The organism is Ancalomicrobiaceae bacterium S20 (assembly GCA_040269895.1).
GTDB classification, from domain to species: domain Bacteria; phylum Pseudomonadota; class Alphaproteobacteria; order Rhizobiales; family Ancalomicrobiaceae; genus Methyloraptor; species Methyloraptor flagellatus.
Genome location: CP158568.1, coordinates 2837885 through 2862711 on the forward strand (window position 1 = coordinate 2837885; position 24827 = coordinate 2862711).

Annotated in this window: 21 protein-coding genes; 15 read left to right on the plus strand and 6 right to left on the minus strand. The window is 68.4% G+C overall.

What is annotated here, in order from left to right:
• Positions 1-59: 59 nt before the first annotated feature.
• The gene (locus tag ABS361_12895) at positions 60-488 is read right to left on the minus strand and encodes a hypothetical protein (GenBank protein XBY43002.1); all 429 of its coding nucleotides are present in this window, start codon (positions 486-488) and stop codon (positions 60-62) included.
• A gap of 139 nt (positions 489-627) precedes the next feature.
• Between ABS361_12895 and ABS361_12900 the strand changes: the two genes are divergently transcribed.
• Positions 628-999 carry a (2Fe-2S) ferredoxin domain-containing protein gene (locus ABS361_12900; protein XBY43003.1) on the plus strand — a complete coding sequence of 124 codons (372 nt, stop codon included), beginning with the start codon at positions 628-630 and terminating at the stop codon, positions 997-999.
• Positions 1000-1023: 24 nt separating this feature from the next.
• Here the strand turns inward: ABS361_12900 and ABS361_12905 are convergent, their stop codons facing one another.
• Entirely contained in the window at positions 1024-2571 is a 1548-nt protein-coding gene (locus tag ABS361_12905) for a helicase HerA-like C-terminal domain-containing protein (protein ID XBY43004.1), read from the minus strand.
• A 209-nt stretch (positions 2572-2780) separates the two neighbouring features.
• On the opposite strand from ABS361_12905, the gene ABS361_12910 reads away from it, so the two are divergent.
• A complete protein-coding gene (locus ABS361_12910) occupies positions 2781-3233 on the plus strand; it encodes a DUF2267 domain-containing protein (protein XBY43005.1) in 453 nt (150 codons plus the stop codon).
• Between the two features lie 137 nt (positions 3234-3370).
• Complete coding sequence (locus ABS361_12915; GenBank protein XBY43006.1) at positions 3371-3784, plus strand: DUF4332 domain-containing protein; 414 nt, start codon at positions 3371-3373, stop codon at positions 3782-3784.
• Between the two features lie 101 nt (positions 3785-3885).
• Here the strand turns inward: ABS361_12915 and ABS361_12920 are convergent, their stop codons facing one another.
• The gene (locus ABS361_12920) at positions 3886-4629 is read right to left on the minus strand and encodes a LuxR C-terminal-related transcriptional regulator (GenBank protein XBY43007.1); all 744 of its coding nucleotides are present in this window, start codon (positions 4627-4629) and stop codon (positions 3886-3888) included.
• Positions 4630-5016: 387 nt separating this feature from the next.
• Here ABS361_12920 and ABS361_12925 point away from each other — a divergent pair, with 387 nt between their 5' ends.
• From ABS361_12925 to ABS361_12940, 4 genes are all read left to right on the plus strand, one after another.
• Positions 5017-6861: a methylmalonyl-CoA mutase subunit beta gene (locus ABS361_12925; protein ID XBY43008.1), complete on the plus strand. Its 1845-nt coding sequence runs from the start codon at positions 5017-5019 to the stop codon at positions 6859-6861.
• 164 nt (positions 6862-7025) lie between these two features.
• Positions 7026-9203 carry a methylmalonyl-CoA mutase gene (scpA, locus tag ABS361_12930; GenBank protein XBY43009.1) on the plus strand — a complete coding sequence of 726 codons (2178 nt, stop codon included), beginning with the start codon at positions 7026-7028 and terminating at the stop codon, positions 9201-9203.
• 95 nt (positions 9204-9298) lie between these two features.
• Positions 9299-9565 (plus strand): type II toxin-antitoxin system VapB family antitoxin, encoded by a 267-nt coding sequence (locus tag ABS361_12935; GenBank protein XBY43010.1) that lies wholly within the window; start codon positions 9299-9301, stop codon positions 9563-9565.
• Entirely contained in the window at positions 9562-9951 is a 390-nt protein-coding gene (locus ABS361_12940) for a type II toxin-antitoxin system VapC family toxin (protein ID XBY43011.1), read from the plus strand. Before ABS361_12935 ends, ABS361_12940 begins: the two co-directional genes overlap by 4 nt.
• A 75-nt stretch (positions 9952-10026) precedes the next feature.
• On the opposite strand, the gene ABS361_12945 is transcribed toward ABS361_12940, so the two are convergent.
• On the minus strand, positions 10027-11958 hold the full coding sequence (locus ABS361_12945) for a potassium transporter Kup (protein ID XBY43012.1): 1932 nt from the start codon (positions 11956-11958) through the stop codon (positions 10027-10029).
• Between the two features lie 373 nt (positions 11959-12331).
• Between ABS361_12945 and ABS361_12950 the strand changes: the two genes are divergently transcribed.
• From ABS361_12950 to ABS361_12960, 3 genes are all read left to right on the plus strand, one after another.
• Positions 12332-12937 (plus strand): DUF1131 family protein, encoded by a 606-nt coding sequence (locus ABS361_12950; GenBank protein ID XBY43013.1) that lies wholly within the window; start codon positions 12332-12334, stop codon positions 12935-12937.
• An 87-nt stretch (positions 12938-13024) separates the two neighbouring features.
• Positions 13025-14038, plus strand: a complete 1014-nt coding sequence (meaB, locus tag ABS361_12955; protein ID XBY43014.1) for a methylmalonyl Co-A mutase-associated GTPase MeaB — start codon at positions 13025-13027, stop codon at positions 14036-14038.
• Complete coding sequence (locus tag ABS361_12960) at positions 13977-14696, plus strand: hypothetical protein (GenBank protein XBY43015.1); 720 nt, start codon at positions 13977-13979, stop codon at positions 14694-14696. Before meaB ends, ABS361_12960 begins: the two co-directional genes overlap by 62 nt.
• A 350-nt stretch (positions 14697-15046) precedes the next feature.
• Here ABS361_12960 and ABS361_12965 read toward each other — a convergent pair whose 3' ends face one another.
• Positions 15047-15607, minus strand: coding sequence for an ADP-ribosyltransferase domain-containing protein (locus tag ABS361_12965; GenBank protein ID XBY43016.1), 561 nt, complete (start codon positions 15605-15607; stop codon positions 15047-15049).
• Positions 15608-15747: 140 nt separating this feature from the next.
• Here ABS361_12965 and ABS361_12970 point away from each other — a divergent pair, with 140 nt between their 5' ends.
• Positions 15748-17079 (plus strand): TIGR03808 family TAT-translocated repetitive protein, encoded by a 1332-nt coding sequence (locus ABS361_12970; GenBank protein XBY43017.1) that lies wholly within the window; start codon positions 15748-15750, stop codon positions 17077-17079.
• Between the two features lie 39 nt (positions 17080-17118).
• On the opposite strand, the gene ABS361_12975 is transcribed toward ABS361_12970, so the two are convergent.
• The gene (locus ABS361_12975) at positions 17119-18141 is read right to left on the minus strand and encodes an asparaginase (protein ID XBY43018.1); all 1023 of its coding nucleotides are present in this window, start codon (positions 18139-18141) and stop codon (positions 17119-17121) included.
• A gap of 147 nt (positions 18142-18288) precedes the next feature.
• Between ABS361_12975 and ABS361_12980 the strand changes: the two genes are divergently transcribed.
• The 4 genes from ABS361_12980 (at position 18289) to ABS361_12995 (ending at position 24763) form a co-directional block, all read left to right on the plus strand.
• On the plus strand, positions 18289-18570 hold the full coding sequence (locus ABS361_12980) for a hypothetical protein (GenBank protein XBY43019.1): 282 nt from the start codon (positions 18289-18291) through the stop codon (positions 18568-18570).
• 399 nt (positions 18571-18969) lie between these two features.
• Entirely contained in the window at positions 18970-22419 is a 3450-nt protein-coding gene (gene pyc, locus ABS361_12985; GenBank protein ID XBY43020.1) for a pyruvate carboxylase, read from the plus strand.
• A 120-nt stretch (positions 22420-22539) separates the two neighbouring features.
• Positions 22540-23694, plus strand: coding sequence for a class C beta-lactamase (ampC, locus tag ABS361_12990; protein XBY43021.1), 1155 nt, complete (start codon positions 22540-22542; stop codon positions 23692-23694).
• A 160-nt stretch (positions 23695-23854) separates the two neighbouring features.
• Positions 23855-24763, plus strand: a complete 909-nt coding sequence (locus tag ABS361_12995; GenBank protein XBY43022.1) for a lipid kinase — start codon at positions 23855-23857, stop codon at positions 24761-24763.
• Positions 24764-24827: the final 64 nt, after the last annotated feature.

Genomic DNA, 24827 nt, shown 5'->3' on the forward strand with positions numbered 1-24827 from the left:
GCAAACCCGGCGCGTGGCGGGGCAGGGATCGCAGCGGTGCAGCGCACGGCTTCGCCCTGTCACGCCGCCCCCGCCGCCAATTCGGCGATCACGCCGCCGCCGACGGTATCGAGGCGCCCCAGGTCGCGAAGCTTGTCCAGCAACGCGCACGCCGAGGCCGGCTCGCCGCGTTTCAGATGGATGAAGGCGAGCGCCTTCATCGTGTAGAGGGCGAAACGGACCGGACCGCCGAACACGTCCGGCAAGTCTTCCGCACGCCAGAGCCGCCAGTCGGCAGCGAGGCCCGCCTGCCCCGCGGCGAGCGCGAGAGCGGCATTCGCGGCGGCAAGGGCCTCGTCGAGGCGGCCTTGGTAGGCGAGGATCTTGTACAGACAATAATGCGGCGCGAGCGCCTGTGGATCGGCCGCCGCAGCGCTCCGGAACGCCGCTTCGCCTCCGACACGGTCGTGTCGGTAGAGCGACACGGCGGTTTGTAGGAGGTCGTTCACCGAGCCCGCGACGTCGCCGAAGTCGATATCGGCAACGCCGCCGGGAACGGATTGTATGTCAGTCATCTAGCGGCTCTCCGGCAGCTCCGGCACATCCCTTGCTCACCGGCGCTGTGGCCCATGATGCGAGGACGATGCCATGAATGCCGGAAGCCCCTCACCGACCGCCGGACAGCCGGACGCGATCGAACCGCCGCAGGTGTTCTCGATCCACGCCTTCGCCTGTCACCAGAGCCGGCCGGTTGGCCACCCGCGCGGTTCCTGCGGCACGGCTGGAGCGGGGCCGCTGTGGGAGCGGCTCGGGGCGAAGCTCGAAAGTGCGCGCCTGCCGGGCGTTGCCATGACGGCGACCGGCTGTCTCGGCTTTTGCCCGGCCGGCCCGCTGATGGTGGTCTATCCGCAGGGTGTCTGGTACACCCCACGCACCACCGAGGATATCGACGCGATCGTCGACGAACACTTCGTCGGAGGCCGGATCGTCGAACGCCTCGCGATCGTTCCGCGGCTCTGATCCGCCGATCGGACGCCCCGCCCCTCACCGCTTCGAAAAGCCCCCCAGAACCCCGCGCAGGATCGCGTTGGTGATCTGACGGCCGGCTTGCGAGGCGACGGCGCGGGCGGCGGATTTCATGACGGCCTGGCCGAGCGTGTCGGAGCGGCGCGGGCCGGCCGGGCCGTTAAAAATGTCGCCGATGCCGCCCAGGACGCCGCCGAGCATGCCGCCGATGCCGCCCGAGGCCGGCTCGGCTCCAGCGCCGTCGCCCTGCCCGTTTGCACCCTGCCCGGCCGGTGCGCCCGACGCGGCCGCCTTGCCCTTCAGCCGCTCGTAGGCGCTCTCGCGGTCGACGGCCTCGTCATAGACACCGGCCACCGGGCTCGTGTTGATCAGCGTCGCGCGCTCGGCCGGCGAGATCGGGCCGACCTTGCCCGAGGGCGGGCGGATGAAGGTGCGCTCGACCATCGAGGGCACACCCTTGCCCTCCAGCGTCGAGACCAGCGCCTCGCCGACCGCCAGTTCGGTGATCGCGGTCGCGGTGTCGAAGGTCGGGTTCTGCCGGAACGTCTCGGCGGCGGCACGCACCGCCTTCTGCTCGCGCGGCGTGAAGGCGCGCAGCGCATGCTGCAGCCGGTTGCCGAGCTGGGCGGAGACCCGATCCGGCACGTCGAGCGGGTTCTGGGTCACGAAATAGACGCCGACGCCCTTCGACCGGATCAGGCGCACGACCTGCTGCACCTTGTCGACCAGCGCGTCCGGCGCCTCGTCGAACAGGAGATGCGCCTCGTCGAAGAAGAACACGAGCTTCGGCTTGTCGAGGTCGCCGACCTCGGGGAGTTCCTCGAACAGTTCGGACAGCAGCCAGAGCAGGAAGGTCGCGTAGAGCCGCGGGTTGGCCATCAGCTTGTCGGCGGCGAGGATGTTCACATAGCCGCGGCCCTTGGCATCCGTGCGCATCAGGTCGGCGATCTTCAGCGCCGGCTCGCCGAAGAAGGCCTCCGCGCCCTGTTGTTCGAGCACCAGGAGCTGACGCTGGATCGTGCCGATCGTCGCCTTCGAAACGTTGCCGTATTCGACCGTCAGCTCGTCGGCGCGCTCGGCCACATGGGCGAGCAGCGCGCGCAGATCCTTGAGATCGAGGATCAGCAGACCCTCCTCGTCGGCGAGCTTGAAGGCGATGTTGAGCACGCCCTCCTGCGTCTCGTTGAGGCTCATCAGCCGGGCGAGCAGCAGCGGGCCCATCTCGGAGACGGTCGCGCGGATCGGGTGGCCTGCCTCACCGAACAGATCCCAGAAGACGGTCGGGAAACGCGTGGCCTCCCATTCGGAGAAGCCGATATCCTGACAGCGCTTGACGACCCAGTCCTTCTCCTCGCCGGGCGCGGCGATACCGGAGAGGTCGCCCTTGATGTCGGCGGCGAAGACCGGCACGCCGGCGGCCGAAAAGCCCTCGGCCATGACCTGCAGCGACACGGTCTTGCCGGTGCCGGTCGCGCCGGTCACCAAGCCGTGGCGGTTGGCGAGCTTCAGGGTCAGGTATTCGGGCTTCTCGGACAGTCCGAGGAAGATCTTGTCGTCGACCAGCATCGTGCGCCTCCGTTGCCGCTCTTCCTTACAGCAAGCCGTCGGCGGCTGAAAACCGTCATCGAGGTCGGGCACTGTGGGCGAAGCGCGAATCGCCGAAAAGCTGCGGGCATCCCGAATGCCCTTCTTTCGCGCGCCGCCTTGTCTTGGCCTTCGCACTGGTGTCACATGCCGCGAACGCCGGGGCGCAAACGCTGGAGAGGATCGCCGGAATGGAAGAACTGATCGCACGCCTCAGCGAAAAGACCGGTCTCGACCCGGCGCAGGCGACCCAAGCGGCGACGACGATCTTCGACTTCCTGATGAAGGCGACGCCGCCCGAGATCGCCGAACAGCTCAAGCAATATGTGCCCGGCGCCGAGGCGCTGGCGAGCGAAGGTGCCGCCGCGGCGGCCGTTCCCGAGCCCGAACCGGCCGGCGGACTGTTCGGCGGCTTCGGCGGCGGCCTGATGGGCGGCATCGGCAATCTCGTCGGCGGACTGGTCGGCGGCGGTCTCGGCGATGCCATGGCGACGCTCGGCAAGCTGACCGAGCAGGGCCTCGACATGGAGCAGATCAAGACCATCACGACCGAGATCATCGCCCATGCCCGGGCGACGGCCGGCGACGAGCTCGTCGACAAGGTGCTCGGGTCGATCCCGGCACTCGGCCAGTTCGTGAAGTGAGTGCGACGCCCGGGCGCGGCGCGTCCGGGCGATGCAGGCAGGCACGGCGGAGACCGCAACCCGTGCCGGGCAGTCGGAGGACTGGAGCGGGTCCCCGGCCGCGTCCGATCCCGCTCCGCAGAGGGAGGATCAAGACGATGTCCACCAGCTATCCGATCGAGACGATCGAAGGCGTCGGCCCGGCCTATGCCGCCAAGCTCTCCGCCGCCGGGCTCACCACCACGGCCGCGCTGCTCGAGGCCGCCAAGGATCCGAAGGGCCGCAAGGCCGTGGCCGAGAAGACCGGCATCGACGAGAGCCGGATCCTCAAATGGGCCAACATGTGCGACCTGATGCGCATCAAGGGCGTCGGCGAGGAATATTCCGAGTTGCTCGAGGCCGCCGGGGTCGACACGGTCAAGGAGCTGAAGCACCGCAAGCCCGAGAACCTGCACGCCAAGATGGTCGAGGTGAACGAGGCGAAGAAGCTCGTGCGCCAGACGCCGAGCCTGAAGGCGGTCACGGACTGGATCGAGCAGGCCAAGGAACTGCCGCCGACCATGACCTATTGATCGACGGTGCCGGGCCCGCCTGCCGCGCGCAGCGATCGGGCCCGGCCGTCCGCCGCGCTCGCCGCGTCGAGTTGAGTTGGGTCGAGTCGAGCCTGATCGTTTCAGAGATTGATCTGACCGTAGCGGATCGCCTCGACCACGGTATGGGTCTTGTTGGAGGCGTTGAGCTTCTCGCTGGCGTTCTGGAGATGCGCATGCACGGTGCGCTGCGAGATCTTCAGGAGGTCGGCGATCTCGCCGGCGGTCTTGCCGATCGCGGTCAGTTCCAGCACGCGGCGTTCGCGCTCAGACAGATCGCCCGGCCGGCTCGACGAGATACGACCCAGTTCGATCAGCCGCCGAAACGCGCAAGTGGCGAGCGCCGAGAGGGCCGCGAGCGCCGGCACCGCGACCGGCGCCTTGGTCGTCCCGATGATGACGCAGCCCTGGAACGGGTGCACCAGATGCACGGGGAAGACCACGAGCTCCGTCGACGGTCCCGCCGCCTCGACCAGATCCGAGCGCCCGGCGAGCGGCTCGGGCGCGGCACCCGGGGTTTCGGGCGAGTGGATCGCCCGGCCCTTGACAGTGAGGGGCGCCCGGGCCCTGATCGCTCGCAGCAGCAGCGGATCGGCGGGATCGACATCGATCACATAGCCGTCGGAACGCCGATCCGGCCAGGACATCCGCACGATCAGCTTCGCCATGGTGCGGCCGGGCAGCGGCAGACCGGTGACGAGCAGATGGGTCGCCCCGAGCTGACGCAGGCGGCGTTCGAGGCGATCCAATACCTGATCCGCGTCTGCGACGGACGCGATGGCGCGCGCCTCGTCGAAATCGACCTGCCAATCCGTCGTGCCGTCCATCCGCTCGGTCTCTTGTGAAACGCGACGATCACCTGACGGTACCTCGGGCGAATATTCAATTGTCGAAACTGACGGGGGCTGTCGCGTCGGGCAATAAATCTGACGTGTCTTCAACAATCATCGGCGAGCGCTCGATCCGGAGCCGCCGGGGAAGGAGGATCGAAATTCTCATACTGACGCGCAGACGCCGCAACTCTACATGCGTTTTTCTCGGCCCGGCCGCCAGTCCGCGGCAGGAGTGTGCTACCGGGCGGGATGGGGTTTTTATTCCAGCCCGTGGCGCCCCCGGCGGCGAGTGACGATGTCGCACATCCTTTCGGCTTATTCGGCTCGGCGCGCCAGTTTGCTATTGGGATCTGAACACGATCGGTATCGATGGAGGCTCGCGTGAGCGCGTCCGGAACCACCTTCCTGCGGAATTTCACCTCGCCATCGGCCGAGGACTGGTCCGCCGCGGCGGTCAAGGCCTTGAAGGGACAGCCGTTCGAGCGACTGCGTTCCAAGACCTGGGACAAGCTCGACGTCGAGCCGATCTACGAGCGCGCCACCGAGGCCCGGCCGATCGCGGCCCGGCCGGCGGGAACGCCCTGGATCATCAGCCAGCGCATCGACCATCCGGATGCCGGCGCCGCCAACGCGCTGGCGCTGACGGATCTCGAAGGTGGCGCTTCCGGTCTCGATCTCGTCTTCGCCGGCTCCGCGCAGGCCCGCGGGGCCGGGCTCGGGGCGACCACGCCGGTGGCGATCGACGCGCTGACCGCCGGCGTCTTCCTCGACCTCGTGGCGCTCCGGATCGATGCCGGCGCCGACACCGCGCAGGTGGCCGGGCACCTCGCCGATGTGGCGGCGGCCCGCGGTATCGCGACCCCGCTCGCTCTCGCCCTCGTGCAGGACCCGATCGGCACGCTCGCCGCGACCGGGCGGCTCGCGGTCCCGGCGGAACAGGTGATCGCCGCCACTGTGGCGACCGACATGAGCCGCTTCGCTCCGACCGCGACGGCGGTCGAGGCGGACGGCCGGGTGTGGCATGCGGCGGGCGCCTCGGAAGCGCAGGAACTCGCCGCCGTGCTCGCGACCGCGCTCGCCTATTGGCGCGCCTTCGAGGCCGCCGGCGTCAATCTCACGACCGCAGCCGCGCGAATCGGCGTGACGCTGGTCGCCGACCAGAACCAGTTCCTGACCATCGCGAAGTTCCGCGCCTTCCGGCTGCTCTGGGCCCGCGTCCTCGGCGCGGCCGGCGTTGCGCCGGTGCCGGCGCGGCTCCATGCCGAGACCGCCTGGCGCATGATGGCGGCACGCGATCCGCAGACCAACATGCTGCGCACCACCGTCGCCGCCTTCGCGGCCGGCATCGGCGGCGCGGATTCGGTGACCGTGCTGCCTTTCACCGCCGCAAACGGTCTGCCGGACGCCTTCGCGCGCCGGGTCGCGCGCAACACGCAGTCGATCCTGATCGAGGAATCGAACCTCGCCCGGGTCGCCGATCCGGCCGCGGGCTCGGGCCTGGTCGAGACGCAGACGTCGCAGCTCGCCGAGGCCGCCTGGGCGCTGTTCCAGGCGATCGAGGCGGAAGGCGGCATTGTCGCCGCGCTGCGCTCCGGGAGCCTCGCCGCGCGCGTTTCCGCCACGGCCGACGAACGCGAGGCCGCGATCGCGCGGCGCAAGGAACCCGTGACCGGCGTCTCGGAATTCCCGAACATTCTCGAGACCCCGGTCGCCACGCTCGACGCCGCGCCTGCCCCCGCTCCGGCGCAGCCCGCGGCCGAGACGGTCTCCCGCCTCGTTCCGCGCCGCGTGGCCGAGCCGTTCGAGAGCTTGCGCGACCGCGCCGAGGTGGCCGGCGGCCCGACCGTGTTCCTGGCCAACCTCGGCCGGATCCCGGACTTCAACGCCCGCGCCACCTGGGTGAAGAACTTCTACGAGGCCGGCGGCATCCGCACGCTCGGCAACGACGGTTTTGGCTCGCTCGCCGAACTGGTGGAGGCATTCAAGGCCTCGGGAGCCGGTTTCGCCTGCATCGCCTCGTCGGATGCGATCTACGAGACCGAGGCGGTCGAGGCGGCGCAGGCGCTGAAGGCCGCGGGTGCGCGCCTCGTCGCCATCGCCGGCAAGCCCAAGGATGCCGAGCGTCAGGCGGCGTTGCATGAGGCCGGGGTCGACGAATTCGTCTTCGCCGGCCAGGACGCGGTTGCGACCCTCAGCGCCACGCTGGCGAAGCTCGGCGTCGCCTGAGCCGCGGACCATCCCATCGCGCCGATCCGGCCGCCGTCGCGGCCCGGATCGGCAGCTCCGGTCGCCCGCACCACGCGCGACCTATGATATTATGTCCAATGGATCGGCGGTTGCAGGCGGGCTAGACCGGCCGCAAGAACCGCCGACGAGGTGAGGATCGCGCCATGACCAGCCGCATCCCGGATTATTCGCGTATCGCCTTCTCCGAGGGGGCCTCGCCGGCTCCGGCCGCCGAGGCCGGCGCCGCTGAGACCTGGCTCACGCCCGAGGGCATCGCGGTCAAGCCGGTCTATGGCCAGGACGACCTCGCCGGCCTCGACTTCCTGACCACATGGCCCGGCCTGCCGCCGTTCCTGCGCGGGCCCTACCCGACCATGTACGTCAATCAGCCCTGGACGATCCGGCAATATGCCGGCTTCTCCACGGCAGAGGACTCCAACGCCTTCTACCGGCGCAACCTCGCGGCCGGCCAGAAGGGCCTGTCGGTCGCCTTCGACCTCGCCACCCACCGCGGCTACGACTCGGATCATCCGCGCGTGCCCGGCGACGTCGGCATGGCGGGCGTCGCGATCGACAGCATCTACGACATGCGCACGTTGTTCTCGGGCATCCCGCTCGACCAGATGAGCGTGTCGATGACGATGAACGGCGCGGTTCTGCCGGTCCTCGCGCTCTATATCGTGGCGGCGGAAGAACAGGGCGTCGAGCAGGCCAAGCTGTCCGGGACCATCCAGAACGACATCCTCAAGGAGTTCATGGTCCGGAACACCTACATCTACCCGCCCGCACCCTCGATGCGGATCATTTCGGACATCTTCGCCTATACGTCGAAGAACATGCCGAAGTTCAACTCGATCTCGATCTCCGGCTATCACATGCAGGAGGCCGGGGCGACGGCGGATCTCGAGCTCGCCTATACGATCGCCGACGGCATCGAATATGTCCGCGCCGGCATTGCCGCCGGCATGCCGGTCGACAGTTTCGCGCCGCGTCTGTCGTTCTTCTGGGCGATCGGCATGAACTTCTTCATGGAAGTGGCCAAGCTGCGCGCCGCGCGGCTGCTCTGGGCCAAGCTCATGAAGGAGAACTTCGATCCGAAGGACGAGCGCTCGCTGTCGCTGCGGACCCATTCGCAGACGTCCGGCTGGTCGCTGACCGCGCAGGACGTCTACAACAACGTCGTGCGCACCTGCGTCGAGGCCATGGCGGCGACGCAGGGCCACACCCAGTCGCTGCACACCAACGCGCTCGACGAGGCGCTGGCGCTGCCGACCGACTTCTCGGCGCGCATCGCCCGCAACACGCAGATCCTGCTGCAGCAGGAGAGCGGCACCACGAAGACGATCGACCCGTGGGGCGGCTCGCTCTACGTCGAGCGGCTGACCGCCGAGTTGGCCGAGAAGGCAATGGAGCACATCCGCGAGGTCGAGGCGCTCGGCGGCATGGCCAAGGCGATCGAGGCCGGCATCCCGAAGCTCCGCATCGAGGAAGCCGCCGCCAAGACCCAGGCGCGCATCGACAGCGGTACGCAGACCGTCGTTGGCGTCAACAAGTACAAGCCGGAGACCGAGCAGGCGATCGACGTGCTCAAGGTCGACAATTCGGCCGTCCGCGCGGCCCAGATCGACAAGCTCCAGCGCCTGCGCGGCGAGCGCGACGAGGCGGCGACGACGGCGGCGCTCGACGCGCTGACCGAGGCGGCGCGCGCCGGCACCGGCAACCTGCTCGACCTCTCGATCAAGGCGGCCCGTGCCAAAGCGACCGTCGGCGAGATCAGCCTCGCGATGGAAAAGGTGTTCGGTCGCCACAAGGCGGAGATCCGCTCGATCCAGGGTGTCTACAAGCGGGAGGTCGGCCACATGTCCGATGCGGTCACGCGCGTGCAGCGTCTCGTCGAGGCGTTCGAGGCCAACGACGGTCGCCGGCCGCGCATCCTGGTCGCCAAGATGGGCCAGGACGGTCACGATCGCGGCCAGAAGGTCATCGCCTCGGCCTTCGCCGACCTCGGCTTCGACGTCGACATCGGACCGCTGTTCGCGACGCCGGACGAGGCGGCGCGACAGGCGGTCGAGAACGACGTCCACATCGTCGGTGTGTCGTCGCTCGCCGCCGGCCACCTGACACTGGTGCCGGCACTCAAGAAGGCGCTCGAGGACCAGGGCCGCGGCGACATCATGATCGTTGTTGGCGGCGTGATCCCGCCGCAGGACTTCGACGCGCTGCTCGCAGCAGGCGCCAGCGCGATCTTCCCGCCCGGCACGGTGATCGCCGAAGCAGCCGTGAAGCTGATCGCGGAGCTGAACCGGCGGCTGGGTTACGAGGAGCGCGCGGCGGCTGAGTGACGCCGCAAGGTGGTCGGGCGAGCGCGACGGAGGCGAGATCTCGACAGGGCCGCAATTCGCGCGCAGCATGGTAGACGTTCGAGAGGGCGTCTACCATGCTGAACATCAAGCGCGCCGAGACCTATGAGCTGGCGAAGCAGGTTGCCGAGCGGACGGGCCAATCGCTGACGGACGCGGTGACCGAGGCGCTGCGGGACAAGCTCGAAAAGCTGCCAGATGCCGGCGAAGAGGCGGCAGCACGGGCCGACGTCGAAGAGATACTCGACCTCGCACGTCGTTGGCGGGAGGCCATGGGCCCCGACTTGAAAACGCGCGAGGAGTACGACGCGCTGCTCTATGACGAGAACGGTCTGCCGAAATGATCGTCGATACGTCGGCGATCATGGCCATCCTTCTCGCCGAGCCCGAGAGCGTCGCCATTTCGGCAGCTCTCAGAGACGCTGCGCGCGCTCGGATGTCGGCCGGCACCTTCGTTGAACTCGGCGTGACCGCGAGCCGCCGGGACAGCCCTATCCCAACCGCTATGCTGGACCTAATACTGGCCAAGGGGCGTGTGGTGATCGAACCGGTAACCCACGAGCAGGCCCTCGTCGCCCGCAACGCCTATCTCAGATTCGGGAAGGGCTTCCACCCCGCGCGCCTCAACTTCGGCGACTGTTTCGCCTATGCGCTGGCCAAGACGACCGGTGAGCCGCTGCTGTTCAAGGGTGACGACTTCGCGCAGACAGACGTCGTTCGCGCGCTCTGATCGCAGACCCGCGTCGTCGCCGCCACGCGGACCACGGGCGAGACCGAGCCCGGTCCCGCGCCGTGGCCTACCTCCTCACACCGTGATCTGCTGCCCCAGTTCCACCACTCGGCCCGAGGGGATGTGGTAGAAGTCGGTCGCGTTGGCGGCGTCCTTCGCCAGCGCGATGAACAGCTTGTCCTGCCAGAGCGGCATGTCGGAATTGGCCGAGGGCTTGAACGAGCGGCGGCCGACGAAGAACGACGTCGTCATGATGTCGAACTTCACACCCATCTTGCGGCAATTGGCGAGCGTGCGCGGCACGTTCGGGGTTTCCATGTAGCCGAAGTTCAACACGATCCGGGTGAAGTCGTCCGACAGGTGCTCGATGAAGACGCGGTTCTCCTGCACGGTCGGCGTGCGCAACGTCTTGACCGTCAGGATGATGTTTTTCTTGTGCAGCACGTTGTTGTGCTTGAGGTTGTGCATCAGCGCGGCCGGCGCGGTCTCCGGGTCCGAGGTCAGGAACACCGCGGTGCCCGGCGCGCGGAACGGCGCGGAGCGGCCGAGCATGCGCACGAGATCGGCGAGCGGCACGCTCTCGCGCCGCGACTTGTCGAACACGATCTGCGTGCCGCGCACCCAGGTCCACATGGCGACCACCATGCCGACCGCGAGCAGGAGCGGCACATAGCCGCCGTCGACCAGCTTCAGCGCATTGGCGACCAGGAATACGCCCTCGACCGCGAGGAACGGCGCGATGGTCAGCGCGGCGAGCGGCCACGGCCACTTCCACGACTTCCAAAGCACGACGAAGGCGAGCGCCGAGGTCACGATCATCGTGCCGGTGACGGCGATGCCGTAGGCCGAGGCGAGGTTCGACGAGGTCTTGAACAGCACGACCAGGAACAGCACGCCGGCGAGCAGCAGCCAGTTCACGCGCGGCATGTAGATCTGGCCGGCGGTGGTCTCGGAGGTATGGCGGATCTCGAAGCGCGGCAGCAGGCCGAGCTGGATCGCCTGCTGGGTCAGCGAGAAGGCGCCGGTGATCACCGCCTGGCTGGCGATGACCGTCGCCATGGTGGCGAGCAGCACCATCGGGATCAGCGCCCAGGACGGGAACATCAGGTAGAACGGGTTTTCGATCGCCTCCGGATGGGTCAGCACGAAGGCGCCCTGGCCGAGATAATTCAGCGCCAGCGCCGGGAACACGACGCAGAGCCAGGCGACCTGGATCGGCCGGCGGCCGAAATGGCCCATGTCGGCATAGAGCGCTTCCGCGCCGGTGACGGCCAGGAACACCGAGCCGAGCACGACGAAGCCGACGATCTTGTGATGGATCAGGAAGGCGATCGCCTGTCGCGGGTCGAAGGCGGCGAGGATTCCGGGATCATCGGCGACGTGCCAGACGCCGACGGCGCCGATCGCGATGAACCAGACCAGCGTGATCGGGCCGAACCAGGCCGCCACCGCGCCGGTGCCGCCGGACTGCACGGCGAACAGGACCACCAGCACGATGATGGTCAGCGGCAGGATGTAGCCGTCGAACACCGGCGTGACGACCTTGAGGCCCTCGAGCGCGGAGAGAACCGACACGGCGGGCGTGATGATCGCGTCGCCATAGAACAGCGCCGCGCCGGCCGCGCCGAGCATGAACACGATCGGCGTGCGCCGGCCGAGCGCGCCTTCGGCGAGCGCCAGCAGCGACAGCGTGCCGCCTTCGCCGTTGTTGTCGGCCCGCATCAGGAACAGGACGTATTTCACCGTGACGATGAAGATCAGCGCCCAGAGCAGCAGCGACACGACGCCGAGCACTTCCGAGCGCTCGAGGCCGTCATGCGCCACATGGGCGAGCGACTCGCGCAACGCGTAGAGCGTGCTCGTGCCGATGTCGCCATAGACGACGCCGATCGAGCCGAGCGCCATCGACCAGAACCCGGCCTGGGGATGGAGCTGTTGGCCTTCGGTATCGTCTTGCGGGGTTTGCGTGCCGTTGCCGCCGGCCGCCTGCGTCGATTGATCGCTCATTGCTGACCATCTGCCGGCCGGGCGTCGAGGGACGTCGTCTCTGTCGGCGGCGCGTGTATCTAATCGTTCCGTAGCCGGAGGACAAGAAGCGACCGGTGAATCTTTCGGCGCTGCAACATTTCTCGATATCCTCTCCATTTTCCGATGCCACGGTCGCGGACCGGCGGCGCGCGATTTGCCGCCCGATACGACCGCGCCACAGATGCTACCCGTCAGCCCCCGGTCAATGCTATTCCGGAGACGGGCTGATTCACCGCCGGTTCGCACAGCATCGCTGTCGCGCCAGCCGGCCGCGCCCGTATCCCACTGCCGGCCGCAAACCTGCGGGCCTGCGGCGGACCGGCGCGGCGACTTCGACGGAGACTGACAGACGATGTTCTCGATCAAGTGCGGCCCGGGTTCGATCGCCCTTTCCAGCCTTGTCGCCCTGTCCGCCTGCTCGAGCGCGGGCGTCGACACGTTCGCGACCCGCGCCGTGCCCCAGGACAGCGGCACCTTCCTGCAGATCACCGCGGCCGGCGCCGGCCCGCTCAACGGGTCGACCGCCTACAGTTCCAAGGCGATCCTCGCCCAGCTGCCGGACTACACGACCGGCAGCGTGATCATCGGGCTGGAGAACTCCACGCCGGATGCCATGGTCCTGTTCCGCAAGGCCTATGGCGGCCAGGTGCAGGCCCTGCAGATCCTGCCCGGCCCCGGCGGCAAGATCGGCCAGATCCACGGCGTCACCCATCACGTCGTCGGCCCGGCCGGCGAGCGGCCCGGCATGACCTTCCGCGAGGCCGGCACCGACCCTGCGACCTGCCGGATCGGCACCAATCTCTGGCTCGGCATGGCGATCTGCAAGTCGCGCGGCGCGCCGAACGTGACGCTCACCTACTCGTTCAAGGGCGAAGCGGCGATGTCGAGCACGCTGCCGCCGCGCCAGGTGCTCGACACCGGCGAACTGCAGCGCATCATCTGGACCCCGCCGACCTGATCGGCGGGCGCGGGCCCATCCCTCCCCGACCGCCTGCGCCATCCGTCGCACTTGATCGGGTGCGGGATTTCGGCGACCAGTGATCGCATGTCGATCCAAACCGCCCCTTCCGCGCCTCTCGCCCGTGATCTCTCCATCGACGACCTCGCCCAGCGCATTCGCACCGGCGACCGCGCGACACTCGCCCGCGCGATCACGCTGGTCGAATCGCGCAAGGCCGAACATCAGGAGAAGGCGCACCAGCTCGTGCAGGCGCTGCTGCCGGCGACCGGACGGGCGCTGCGCGTCGGCATCACCGGCGTGCCGGGCGTCGGCAAGTCGACCACCATCGACCAGCTCGGCGCCAATCTGACCGCATCGGGCAAACGCGTCGCGGTGCTGGCGGTCGATCCGTCGTCGACGCGCACCGGTGGCTCGATCCTCGGCGACAAGACGCGCATGCAGCGGCTTGCGGTCGATCCGAACGCCTTCATCCGGCCCTCGCCCTCGTCCGGCACGCTCGGCGGCGTCGCCGCCAAGACGCGCGAGACCATGCTGCTCTGCGAGGCCGCCGGCTTCGACGTGATTCTGGTCGAGACGGTCGGCGTCGGCCAGTCGGAGACGACGGTCGCCGATATGGTCGACTTCTTTCTCGTCCTGATGCTGCCGGGCGCCGGCGACGAGCTGCAGGGCATCAAGAAGGGCGTGCTCGAGATCGCCGACATGATCGCGGTCAACAAGTCCGATGGCGACAACAATGTCCGCGCCCGTTCGGCCGCCTCGGAATATCGCGCCGCGCTGCACATCATGGCGCCGAAGAGCCCGAGTTGGACGCCGCCGGTGGTGCTGATTTCGGGCCTCGCCAATCTCGGCCTCGACGAGATGTGGGCTCAGGTCGAGACCCACCGCGCCAAGCTCGAGGCGACCGGCGAGTTCGGCCGGCGCCGGCAGGACCAGCAGGTCAAGTGGATGTGGTCGATGCTGGAGGACCGCCTGATGCAGGCGCTCCGGACGCGCCCCGCGATCAGGGACCGGCTCGAGGTGCTCGAGAGCGGCGTCCGTGACGGCTCGGTCGCGGCATCGGTCGCGGTCGACGAGATCGCCAGGGCCTTCGGGGTCTGATGGCCATGGCCGCGCCGGACCGCCGCCCCAGGCTGCTCCTGACCGGCTACGGCCCTTCCCCGGCGCGCCGGTCAACCCGACCGGGCGGATCGTGCGGGCGATCGTCTCGTTACGCTCCGGAGACCGGCTCGGCCTCGACGTCGTGCCGCATGTGTTCGCGACCACCTGGGCCGCGCTCAACGGGATCGAGGCACTGATCGACCAAGTGGCGCCGGACGTCTGCCTGCATCTCGGGCTCGCCGGCCGGGCGCGCGAGATCCGGGTCGAGACAAGCGCCAAAAACTTCGCCGCGCCGTATTTCGCCGATGCCGAGGGGCGATCACCGGCCGTTGGCGCCATCGATGGCGAGGGCCCGCCGCGCCGGCCGGCGACGCTGCCGATCGATACCATCCGCGACCGGATCGCAGCGCTCGGCTTGCCCACGCGGCTGTCGACCGACGCCGGGCGCTATCTCTGCAACGCCACGCTCTATCGTTCGGCGGCGCATTGCGCCAAGCGCGGCATCCCGGCCGGCTTCCTGCACCTGCCGAACACGCGCGACGGCCGCGCACCGCGCCCGCTCCGACCGGACCGCGCGCCACAGCCGGTCTTCACCCACGCCGATCTGACGCGCGCGGTCGAGGCGACGCTCGGCGTGATCGCGGCGCGGCTCGGCTGACAGAAGGGGCGATCGCGCTACCAGCCACTCGCGGTCATCTTGGCAACGAAGCGTTTTGCCTGCCGATCGGACACCGGCTTCGGCGCTTCTTCCTGACTCGGACCAGTCTTACGTTTGGAAATGGGCTTCGGCTTGCCGTGCTGTTCGGCCGCCGAGGAAGCCTCAGCTTGCTTGTCCTTGTGAGAAGATCGAACGCGCGACACGGATGCCTCCTCGACAGGGACCGTGGACCTGACGTACCGCCGCCCCACTGCCTCCTCCATCGACATTAGACCATCCCCACCCTGCGAGCGAATCATTAACGTTGCCCTAAGTTCCACATGCTTCAGTTGTATTCATGGCGACCCACATCACATTTCTGCGATTTCAACCTCCAGCCTTCCCTGCTCCGGCACTACGAGGCTCTCCACACGGAAGCTACGGCCCGGCGGCAGGAGCACTTCGTTCTCCCCCGGATGCCAACTGTAGTTTCCGATCGTGCGACCCGTCTTGTGCTGGATGGCAAACAGCACGTTGCCATTGAAGCGTGTTCGATCCGACATCGAACAACTGCTGAACGTCGGCCATTGGACCACCTCCCCGGCCCGGTATTTGGCCACGAACGGCGCAAACTCGTGCTCGGCCAGCTTGATCACGCGGTAGACGATAGCACCTTCGAATGGCGGGAGCTTTGCGCAGGCGCTCGACAGAACCAGTGAGAAGGCCTGATCATCACGACGTGAAGCGCCGCTTCGCATTCGTTTCAGGAACAGCGCACTCTTTTTGGACGTGTACCAGATCAGGGCAACGGCTTCGGCGTCAGACAACTCCTGGACGTGGTCCATGAGCCCGGTCTTCTTCGCGCGCGCTAGGTGCATGGCGTAGGATCGGCGTCCAACGTAGGCGCGAACCGTCTGCTCGTCCTGCTGCAAGTTTCCGCCCCGCCAGAGAGTATCACCGATACAGATCAATCAATGATTGATTCCCTGTCTCAGCGTCAACGAGCGACTTGCTATAAGCGGTTGTTCAGGGGTGTGCGATAAACTCCGCATATCACCTTGGAGCCATCCGCTTGCTCTCCCGTCGTGCCCTTCTCGTTGCCTCGGCCGCCGCGCTCGTGGGTCTCCGCACGCGACCGCTCTGGGCGGCAGCCGCGCCCGAACCGTCGCTGAAGCCGAATGTGCCGGAGGACCAGTCGCGGGCCTTTCAGGCGGCGCTCGACCGGGCGACCGCGGCCGGGCGGCCGCTCGTGCTCGCACCGGGGCGCTACGAGATCGGCGGCATCCGCCTGCCCGACGGCGCGCGCATCGCCGGCGAACCACGCTTCACCCGCCTGCGCTCGAGCGCCGACCGGCCGGTGTTCACGGCCGAGCGGCTCCGGCGCGCGGCGCTGGTCGGGCTCGACATCGACGGCGCCGATCGGCTGATGGGCAACGAGCCCGGCGTGGTCGTCGCCCGCGCGGTCGAGGACCTCGTCATCGAGGACTGCGCGATCGGCAAGAGCACGCGCAGCGCGCTGGCGCTGGAGGCCTGCGGCGGGCGGATCGAGAACAATCGGCTCGCGACCAACTTCGAGTTCGGCATCATCTCGCGCGAGGCCAAGGGTCTCGCGATCCGCGCCAATACCGTCGCCGACTGCGCCGATGGCGGCATCCTGGTGCATCGGTCGGCCCCCGGCGACGACGGTACGATCGTCGCCGGCAACCGGATCGAGCGGATCCGGGCCCGCTCCGGCGGCACGGGCCAGGTCGGCAACGGCATCAACATCTTCAAGGCCGGCAACGTCCAGATCACCGGCAACAAAATCACCGACTGCGCGCTGTCGGCGATCCGCTCCAACACCGGTTCGGACGTGCAGATCGTCGGCAACCACTGCCGGAACTCCGGCGAGGTGGCGATCTATTCGGAGTACGAGTTCCAGGGCGCGTTGATCGCCGACAATCTCGTCGACGGCGCGACCTGCGGCATCTCGGTCGCGAATTTTCTGCAGGGCGGCCGGCTCGCCGTCGTGCAGGGCAACCTGATCCGGAACCTGACCACCGTGCCGCCCTACGAGGTCAAGCAGCCGATGTTCGGCATCGGCATCGTCGTGGAGGCCGACACGACCGTGACCGGCAACACGATCGAGGGCGCGCCGCTGTTCGGCATGCTGCTCGGCTGGGGCCCCTATCTGCGCGACGTGACCGTGACCGGCAACCTGATCCGCGACGCCGGGGTGGGCATCGCCGTGAGCGTGGTCGAGGGGGCGCGCGACACGCTGATCGCGCAGAACATCATCCACGGCACCAAGCGCGGCGGCATCGTCGGCTTCCGCTGGCACGACATGGCGACCGGCGAACTCGGCTCGCCCGGCGCGGACGTGCCGAAGCACCTGACGATCAGCGGCAACCGGATCGCGAAATAACCGGCAAGCTCATCCGGCGATCCGCGGCTGGCCGTCATCTCAGGCGGCGAGCGACCGCACCGCTGCCTCGAATTCAGCGGTCGGGCGCAGGCCGCCGACCAGCGTGCCGTTCCAGTTCTTCAATTCCGGGGTCAGGAACCGCGCGAGCGCCGGATCGTCGCGGCGGCCGAGCAGGTGTGCCGCGACGGTGGCCATCGCCACTTCCGCCGCGCGCGGATGGCCATCGGCGCATTTCAGCGCCACGCCGAGGCCGAGCTTCGGGAAGGCCGCGCAATAGACGCCCTCCGCGCCGACCTTCACATAGGCCGCGCCGTCGATGGCGCGGATGAAGTCGGTGTCGAAGCGGTCTGTGCCGGCGATCATCTGCGGCTCGGCGATGCAGGCCTCGAGAATGCGGGCCGCCGCCCGGCCGCGTTCGGGCGCGAGGCCGATGCCGGTCGCGAGCCGCGCGAAGCCGGTGGCGAGCGCCGCGAGCGGGATCGCATAGGTCGGGATCGCGCAGCCGTCGGTGCCGACCGGCACCTTGGCAAGATCCGTCCGCGTGACGTCGGCGAGCGCGGCCTCGATCATGCGCTGGACCGGATGGTCGCGCCCGACATAGCCGCGCGGATCGAGGCCGGTGTGGCAGGCGAAGCAGACGAAACCGGCGTGCTTGCCCGAACAGTTGTTGTGCAACTGCGTCGGCTTGCCGGTCGTGCGATGGATCAGGCCGTGGTCGTCCTCGCGGTTCGGCCAATGGGCGCCGCATTCGAGATCAGGCTCGGCCTTGCCGGCGCGGGCGAGCATGGCGGCCGCGGTCTCGACATGGAACACCTCGCCATTGTGCGAGGCGGTCGACAGCGCGATCTCGCGCGCGCCGAAGCCATAGGCATCGGCCGCCCCGGATTCGACCACCGGCAGCGCCTGGATCACCTTGACGGCCGAACGCGGGAACACCGGCCGCGCGACATCGCCGAGCGCGACCAGCGGCCGGCCTTCTGCGTCGGAGACGACCAGCGCGATCCGGTGGCGGCTCTCGACCGCGCCGCCGCGCATGACTTCCACCAACACCGGATCGTCCATCGCCCGTCCCTCGCAGCCTCGGCCGGCCCCTCGCCGGCCCGTGGTCATCCGGCTCGCCGAATACGCGCGCCTTTGCGCGGCATCAAGGCGGCGTCGCCTCGATCGGCGGATATTTCGCGTCGGAATGGTCCGCGGGAGGGTGAGGCCATGATCTCCAGGGAAGACATCATCGGGCTCTGCGACCTGACCGAAGACGAGGTCGCAGCCATCGCCGAACACGAGCATATCCCCGATGTCGCCGCCGCCGCGCTCGGCAACTACCTGGTCCACATGGACAAGGGCGCCGCGCGCATCCGCGACATGATCATCGAGGACATCCGTGCCGCACTCGACGACGGCGACGTCGAGCATGCCGGCCGGCTGCTGATGGCGCTGCGCCATCTGCTCTCCGAACACCCTGAGGCCGCGAGCGAGCGACCGAGGCACTAAGCCCGAGCAAAGCCGCGGCGCGGAGCGGCGTGCCCCTCCGGCCCATGCCGACGGGAACGGCGGCGTGCACTGAAATGCCTATGAAAAATGCAGCATGGCGCTTGCAATTCGCCGCGCCATCCCGTTCCTTGCCGGCCCGGGAGAGAATGCTGCGGCGCGGTGCAGCGGGCTGTCCCGTCCCCCGGGCCGCGTTTCGCGCGCCGACCTCCGGTTCGGCACCGATTCGAGGGCCCCATGCGCATTCCACCCGTCAGCGTTGCCGGGTGCCCGGCCCCGCGGACACGAATCTTGCATCGTCGACGTGGGTATGCCGGCCGGCCGTCGGGCGACCGCGGCCGGAGACCGTGCGTCCCCGGACTCCTGCCTACCCGTTCAATCGATTAGTAGACGGATCAGCCAGTGCCGAAGATCAAGAAGCTCCTCGTCGCCAACCGCTCCGAGATCGCAATCCGCGTGTTCCGCGCGGCCAACGAACTCGGCCTCGAGACCGTGGCCATCTTCGCTGAGGAAGACAAACTCGCGCTGCACCGGTTCAAGGCCGACGAGGCCTATCAGGTCGGCAAAGGCATGGGCCCGATCGAGGCCTATCTGTCGATACCGGAGGTCATCCGCGTCGCCAAGCTCTCCGGCGCCGACGCGATCCATCCGGGCTACGGCCTCCTGTCCGAGAGCCCGGAATTCGCCGAGGCCTGCGCGGCCGCCGGCATCACCTTCGTCGGCCCCTCGGCCGACACCATGCGCATGCTCGGCAACAAGGTTGCGGCGCGCAATCTGGCGATCTCGGTCGGTGTGCCGGTCATGCCGGCGACCGAGCCGCTGCCGGACGACCTCGATGCCGTGAAGGCCGAGGCCGCGCGCATCGGCTATCCGGTGATGCTGAAGGCGTCGTGGGGCGGCGGTGGCCGCGGCATGCGCGTGATCCGCGACGAGGCGCAGCTGCTGAAGGACGTGACCGCGGCCAAGCGCGAGGCGAAGGCCGCCTTCGGCAAGGACGAGATCTATCTTGAGAAGCTGGTCGAGCGCGCCCGCCACGTCGAGGTCCAGATCCTCGGCGACCGGCACGGTAACATCGTGCATCTGTTCGAGCGCGACTGCTCGGTGCAGCGGCGCCACCAGAAGGTCGTCGAGCGCGCGCCGGCGCCGTATCTCTCGGACGCGCAGCGCGCCGAACTCTGCGACTACGCAATCAAGATCGCCAAGGCGACCAATTATGTCTGCGCCGGCACCGTCGAATTCCTGATGGATGCCGACACCGGGCAGTTCTACTTCATCGAGGTCAATCCGCGCATCCAGGTCGAGCACACGGTGACCGAGGTCGTCACCGGCATCGACATCGTCAAGGCGCAGATCCACGTCATCGAGGGCGAGGCGATCGGCACGGCGAGCTCCGGCGTGCCGGCACAGGCGGACATCCGCCTCAACGGCCACGCCCTGCAATGCCGCATCACCACCGAGGATCCGGAGAACAACTTCGTCCCCGACTACGGCCGCATCACCGCCTATCGCGGCGCGCTCGGCTTCGGCATCCGGCTCGACGGCGGCACCGCCTATTCCGGCGCGGTGATTACCCGCTTCTACGACCCGATGCTCGAGAAGGTCACGGCCTGGGCGCCGACGCCGATCGAGGCGATCGCGCGCATGGATCGTGCGCTGCGCGAGTTCCGCATCCGCGGCGTCGCGACCAACCTGACCTTCCTCGAGAACGTTATCGGCCACGAGAAATTCAAGACGAACCAGTACACGACCCGCTTCATCGACGAGACGCCGGAGCTATTCCAGGGCGCCAAGCGGCGCGACCGGGCGACCAAGCTCCTGACCTTCGTCGCCGATGTCACCGTCAACGGCCATCCGGAGGTGCGCGGCCGTGCGCTGCCCAATCCGGAGGCTGCCGAGCCGGTGCCGCCGCGCTTCGAGGCGCCGATCGAGGCCGGCACGCGCCAGAAGCTCGAACAGCTCGGTCCGGCCGGCTTCGCGCAGTGGATGCTCGGCGAAAAGCGCGTGCTGGTCACCGACACGACCATGCGCGACGCGCACCAGTCGCTGCTCGCCACCCGCATGCGCTCGTTCGACATCGTCGCGGCGGCCGACGCCTATGCGCGCGGCATGCCTGAGCTCCTGTCGCTCGAATGCTGGGGCGGCGCGACCTTCGACGTCGCGATGCGCTTCCTGACCGAGGATCCCTGGGAGCGGCTGCACGAGATCCGCGAGAAGGCGCCGAACATCCTCTTGCAGATGCTGCTGCGCGGGGCGAACGGCGTCGGCTATGCCAACTACCCCGACAATGTCGTGAAGTTCTTCGTCCGGCGCGCGGCGGCGGGCGGCATCGACCTGTTCCGCGTGTTCGACGCACTGAACTGGATCGAGAACATCAAGCCGGGCATCGACGCGGTCGCTTCAGAGGGCAAGCTCGCCGAGGCCGCGGTCTGCTACACCGGCGACATCCTCGACGCGCAGCGGGCCAAGTACTCGCTCAAGTACTATGTCGACCTCGCCAAGGAGCTGGAGCGCTCCGGCGCCCATATCATCGGCATCAAGGACATGGCGGGCTTGCTCAAGCCGGCCGCTGCCCGCGTGCTGTTCAAGGCGCTGAAGAACGAGATCCAGATCCCGATCCACTTCCACACCCACGACACGTCCGGCATCGCGGCGGCTTCGGTTCTGGCGGCGGTCGATGCCGGTGTCGACGCGGTCGATGCGGCGATCGACTCGCTCTCCGGCCTCACCTCGCAGCCCTGCCTCGGCTCGATCGTCGAGGCGCTGAAGGGCTCCGAGCGCGACACCGGCATCGATCCGGGCGTGGTCCGGAAGCTGTCGTTCTACTGGGAGGCGGTGCGCAACCAGTACCGCGCCTTCGAGAGCGAACTGCGCGCCGGCGCTTCGGAGGTCTACCTGCACGAAATGCCGGGCGGGCAGTTCACCAACCTCAAGGAACAGGCCCGTTCGCTCGGCCTGGAGAGCCGCTGGCACGAGGTGGCGCAGACCTATGCCGACGTGAACCGGCTGTTCGGCGACATCGTCAAGGTGACGCCGACCTCGAAGGTGGTCGGCGACATGGCACTCGCGATGGTCGCCTCGGGCGTCACGGCCGAGGACGTCGAGAATCCGGACAAGGACGTCGCCTTCCCGGATTCGGTCGTGCAGCTGTTCCGCGGCGACCTCGGTCAGCCGCCGGGTGGCTGGCCGAAGGCGCTGCAGGCCAAGATCCTCAAGGGCCAGACGCCCTACACCGAGCGGCCCGGCGCGCTGATGAAGCCGGCGGATCTCGAGGCCATCAGGGCCGAGGCCGCGCAGAAGATCGGCAAGACGCCGGCCGACATCTCCGACGACGATCTCGCCTCCTACATCATGTTCCCGAAGGTCTACACCGACTTCCAGCGCATGCAGGACCTCTACGGTCCGACCTCCGCGCTGCCGACGCCGGTCTATTTCTACGGGCTGAAGGCGGGCGACGAGGTGATGGTCGACCTGGAGAAGGGCAAGACGCTGGTCGTGCTCTGTCAGGCGATCGGCGACGTCGACGAGGAGGGTCAGGTCAAGGTCTTCTTCGAGCTGAACGGCCAGCCGCGCATCATCAAGGTGCCGAACCGCTCGGTGGCGGCGAAGGTCGTGGCGCGGCGCAAGGCCGACGAGGGCAACGCCAACCACGTCGCCGCGCCGATGCCGGGCGTGATCTCGACGGTCGCGGTCAAGGTCGGCCAGACGGTCAAGACCGGCGACGTGCTCCTGTCGATCGAGGCGATGAAGATGGAGACCGCCATCCACGCCGAGCGCGACGGCACCATCGCCGAGGTGCTGGTCAACGCCGGCTCTGCCATCGATGCGAAGGATCTGCTGGTCGTCTACAGCTGAGTTCGACGTCGGCCCGCGCCCGTCGCGCGATCGTCTCAATGCCGATCCACCGTCGTCCGCGAGGCCGGGCGACGGTGGGTCGACACCCGAGGCGGCGACGATGGACGAGGGCTTCATCCAATGAAAATCGCAACATGGGCAACCGGCGCTTCGGTCGCCTGCACGCTGTTTGCCTGTGCCTTGACAGTGCCTGCGGCTGCGGCTGAAGACGACTTCGATGCGAAGGCCCGCGCCGCCTTGGCCGGGCCGATCGCAGAGTACAAGATCCCCGGCCTGGTGATCGGCGTGACCCATCACGGCCAGCATCGCTTCTTCGCGACCGGTCTCGCATCGCGGGCCGACAACCGGCCGGCGACGCCCGACACCCTGTTCGAGCTCGGATCGGTCAGCAAGATCTTCAACGTCACGCTTGCCGCGCTCGCCGAGCGGCGCGGCAAGCTGTCGCTCGGCGACACGGTCGCCCATCACGTCTGCGCCGACGCCTGCACGATCGGCGACGCCATGACGCTCATGGACCTCGCCACCCATCATTCGGGCGGGCTGCCGCTGCAGGTGCCGAACGAGGCTCGCAACACCGATCAGCTCGTGGACTGGCTGAAGATCTGGCGGCCGCCGGTGCCGGGCGCCCGCAGCTACTCGAACATCAGCATCGGCCTGCTCGGCCACATCACCGCCAAGGCGATGGGCACGAGCTATCGCCGGGCGTTCCAGGACGTGCTGCTGCCCGAGCTCGGGCTGACCGACACCTGGATCGACGTACCGGCCAAGGCCATGGATCGCTACGCCTTCGGCTACGACCGCAAGACCGACAAGCCGATCCGGGCCGGCGCAGGCGTGCTCGACGCCGAGGCCTACGGCGTCCGGTCGAGCGCGCGCGACATGCTGAAGCTGCTCGACGTCGAACTCGGCCACGGCACGCCGTCGCCGAACCTGAAGTCGGCGATTGCGCGCACGCGGCAAGGTCAATTCCAGACGTCGAGGTTCACCCAGGACATGGTCTGGGAACAGTACCCCTGGCCCGTCGATGTCGAGACCATGGCGGCCGGCAACAGCTACGATTTCATCCTGAAGCCGCTGCCGGTGACACGGATCGAGCCGCCGCTGCCGCCGGCCAAGGACGTGATCCTCAACAAGACCGGCTCGACCAACGGCTTCGGAGCCTATGTCGTTCTGGTCCCGTCGGAAGATCTCGGCATCGTGGTCCTGGCGAACCGGAGCTATCCGAACGAGGCGCGGGTGCGGGCGACCTACGCCTTGATCCGGTCGCTGCTCTGAGCTTTCGGGACGGGGCGCAGCATTCGGACCGCCGCCCCTCCCCTGCGCACCGCGCCTCGGGTCGTCGCCGGCGGCGGCGACATGACGGCCCGCGGGTTGAAACCTTCGGCTCGATACCGATATCGGAGACATCGAGGACGACGGAGGAGAGCCGCAGCTCATGCATGCGACCCGGATCGAACGCCCGAGCCGCCTGCTCGTCGTCGCCAATGCCAAGAGCCGCAATGGCGGCGGCCCGCTCGATGCCGCGCTGGAGCGCTTCGATGCCGCCGGTATCGGCCATGAACTGGTCCGCCCGGACGGGCCTTCCGACATGGCCGAGGCGATCCGAGACGCGCGCGACCGGGTCGATGCGGTCGTGGTCGCCGGCGGCGACGGCACGATGAACGCCGCCGCCCCCGCCATCATCGAGACGCACCTGCCGCTCGGCGTGCTGCCGGCCGGTACCGCCAACGATCTCGCCCGCACGCTCGGCCTGCCGGTCGATCTCGCCGCCGCCGCGGACGTGATCGCGGCCGGCGGTGTGACGCCGATCGATCTCGGCGAGGTCAACGGCCACCCGTTCTTCAACGTCGCGAGCCTAGGGCTCTCGGCCGAACTGGCGCGGCGGCTCTCGGGCGAGGACAAGCGCCGCTTCGGCCGCCTCTCCTACGCCCTCGCCGCGCTGCGCACGCTGGTCGCCGCGCGGCCGTTCCATGCCGAGATCACCGAAGAGGGCGGCGCGCATGTGCGCGTGAAGACGCTGCAGATCGCAGTCGGCAACGGCCGCTACTACGGCGGCGGCATGGCCGTGACCGACGATGCCATGATCGACGACGGTCATCTCGATCTCTACAGCCTCGAGATGAAGGCGGTCTGGAAGCTGGCCCTGATGCTGCCGTCGTTCCGGGCGGGCCGGCACGGTCTGTGGCGCGAGGTGCGCACCGCGCGGGGCACACGGTTTCGCGTCCGCACGCGCAAGCACCGGCCGGTCAACACCGACGGCGAGCTCGTGACCTTCACCCCGGCCGAATTCCGTATCCTGCCGCGCGCGGTTCGCGTGTTCGTGCCGACGACGGCGCCGGCCTGAACGAACGTGCAAACGCCGCGGCGCCGAGGCATTGTCCCGTGGTCCCTCTCGAAGGCCTTCTCGC

What these genes read in the sequence shown, in the direction of transcription:
- scpA (XBY43009.1), top strand. Translation starts at nt 7,026, where the DNA reads ATGACCAGCCGCATCCCGGATTATTCGCGTATCGCCTTCTCCGAGGGG.
- ABS361_12910 (XBY43005.1), top strand. Translation starts at nt 2,781, where the DNA reads ATGGAAGAACTGATCGCACGCCTCAGCGAAAAGACCGGTCTCGACCCG.
- ABS361_12915 (XBY43006.1), top strand. Translation starts at nt 3,371, where the DNA reads ATGTCCACCAGCTATCCGATCGAGACGATCGAAGGCGTCGGCCCGGCC.
- ampC (XBY43021.1), top strand. Translation starts at nt 22,540, where the DNA reads ATGAAAATCGCAACATGGGCAACCGGCGCTTCGGTCGCCTGCACGCTG.
- ABS361_12950 (XBY43013.1), top strand. Translation starts at nt 12,332, where the DNA reads ATGTTCTCGATCAAGTGCGGCCCGGGTTCGATCGCCCTTTCCAGCCTT.
- ABS361_12920 (XBY43007.1), bottom strand. Translation starts at nt 4,629, where the DNA reads ATGGACGGCACGACGGATTGGCAGGTCGATTTCGACGAGGCGCGCGCC.
- ABS361_12980 (XBY43019.1), top strand. Translation starts at nt 18,289, where the DNA reads ATGATCTCCAGGGAAGACATCATCGGGCTCTGCGACCTGACCGAAGAC.
- ABS361_12905 (XBY43004.1), bottom strand. Translation starts at nt 2,571, where the DNA reads ATGCTGGTCGACGACAAGATCTTCCTCGGACTGTCCGAGAAGCCCGAA.
- ABS361_12995 (XBY43022.1), top strand. Translation starts at nt 23,855, where the DNA reads ATGCATGCGACCCGGATCGAACGCCCGAGCCGCCTGCTCGTCGTCGCC.
- ABS361_12900 (XBY43003.1), top strand. Translation starts at nt 628, where the DNA reads ATGAATGCCGGAAGCCCCTCACCGACCGCCGGACAGCCGGACGCGATC.
- meaB (XBY43014.1), top strand. Translation starts at nt 13,025, where the DNA reads ATGTCGATCCAAACCGCCCCTTCCGCGCCTCTCGCCCGTGATCTCTCC.
- ABS361_12940 (XBY43011.1), top strand. Translation starts at nt 9,562, where the DNA reads ATGATCGTCGATACGTCGGCGATCATGGCCATCCTTCTCGCCGAGCCC.
- ABS361_12975 (XBY43018.1), bottom strand. Translation starts at nt 18,141, where the DNA reads ATGGACGATCCGGTGTTGGTGGAAGTCATGCGCGGCGGCGCGGTCGAG.
- ABS361_12935 (XBY43010.1), top strand. Translation starts at nt 9,299, where the DNA reads ATGCTGAACATCAAGCGCGCCGAGACCTATGAGCTGGCGAAGCAGGTT.
- ABS361_12945 (XBY43012.1), bottom strand. Translation starts at nt 11,958, where the DNA reads ATGAGCGATCAATCGACGCAGGCGGCCGGCGGCAACGGCACGCAAACC.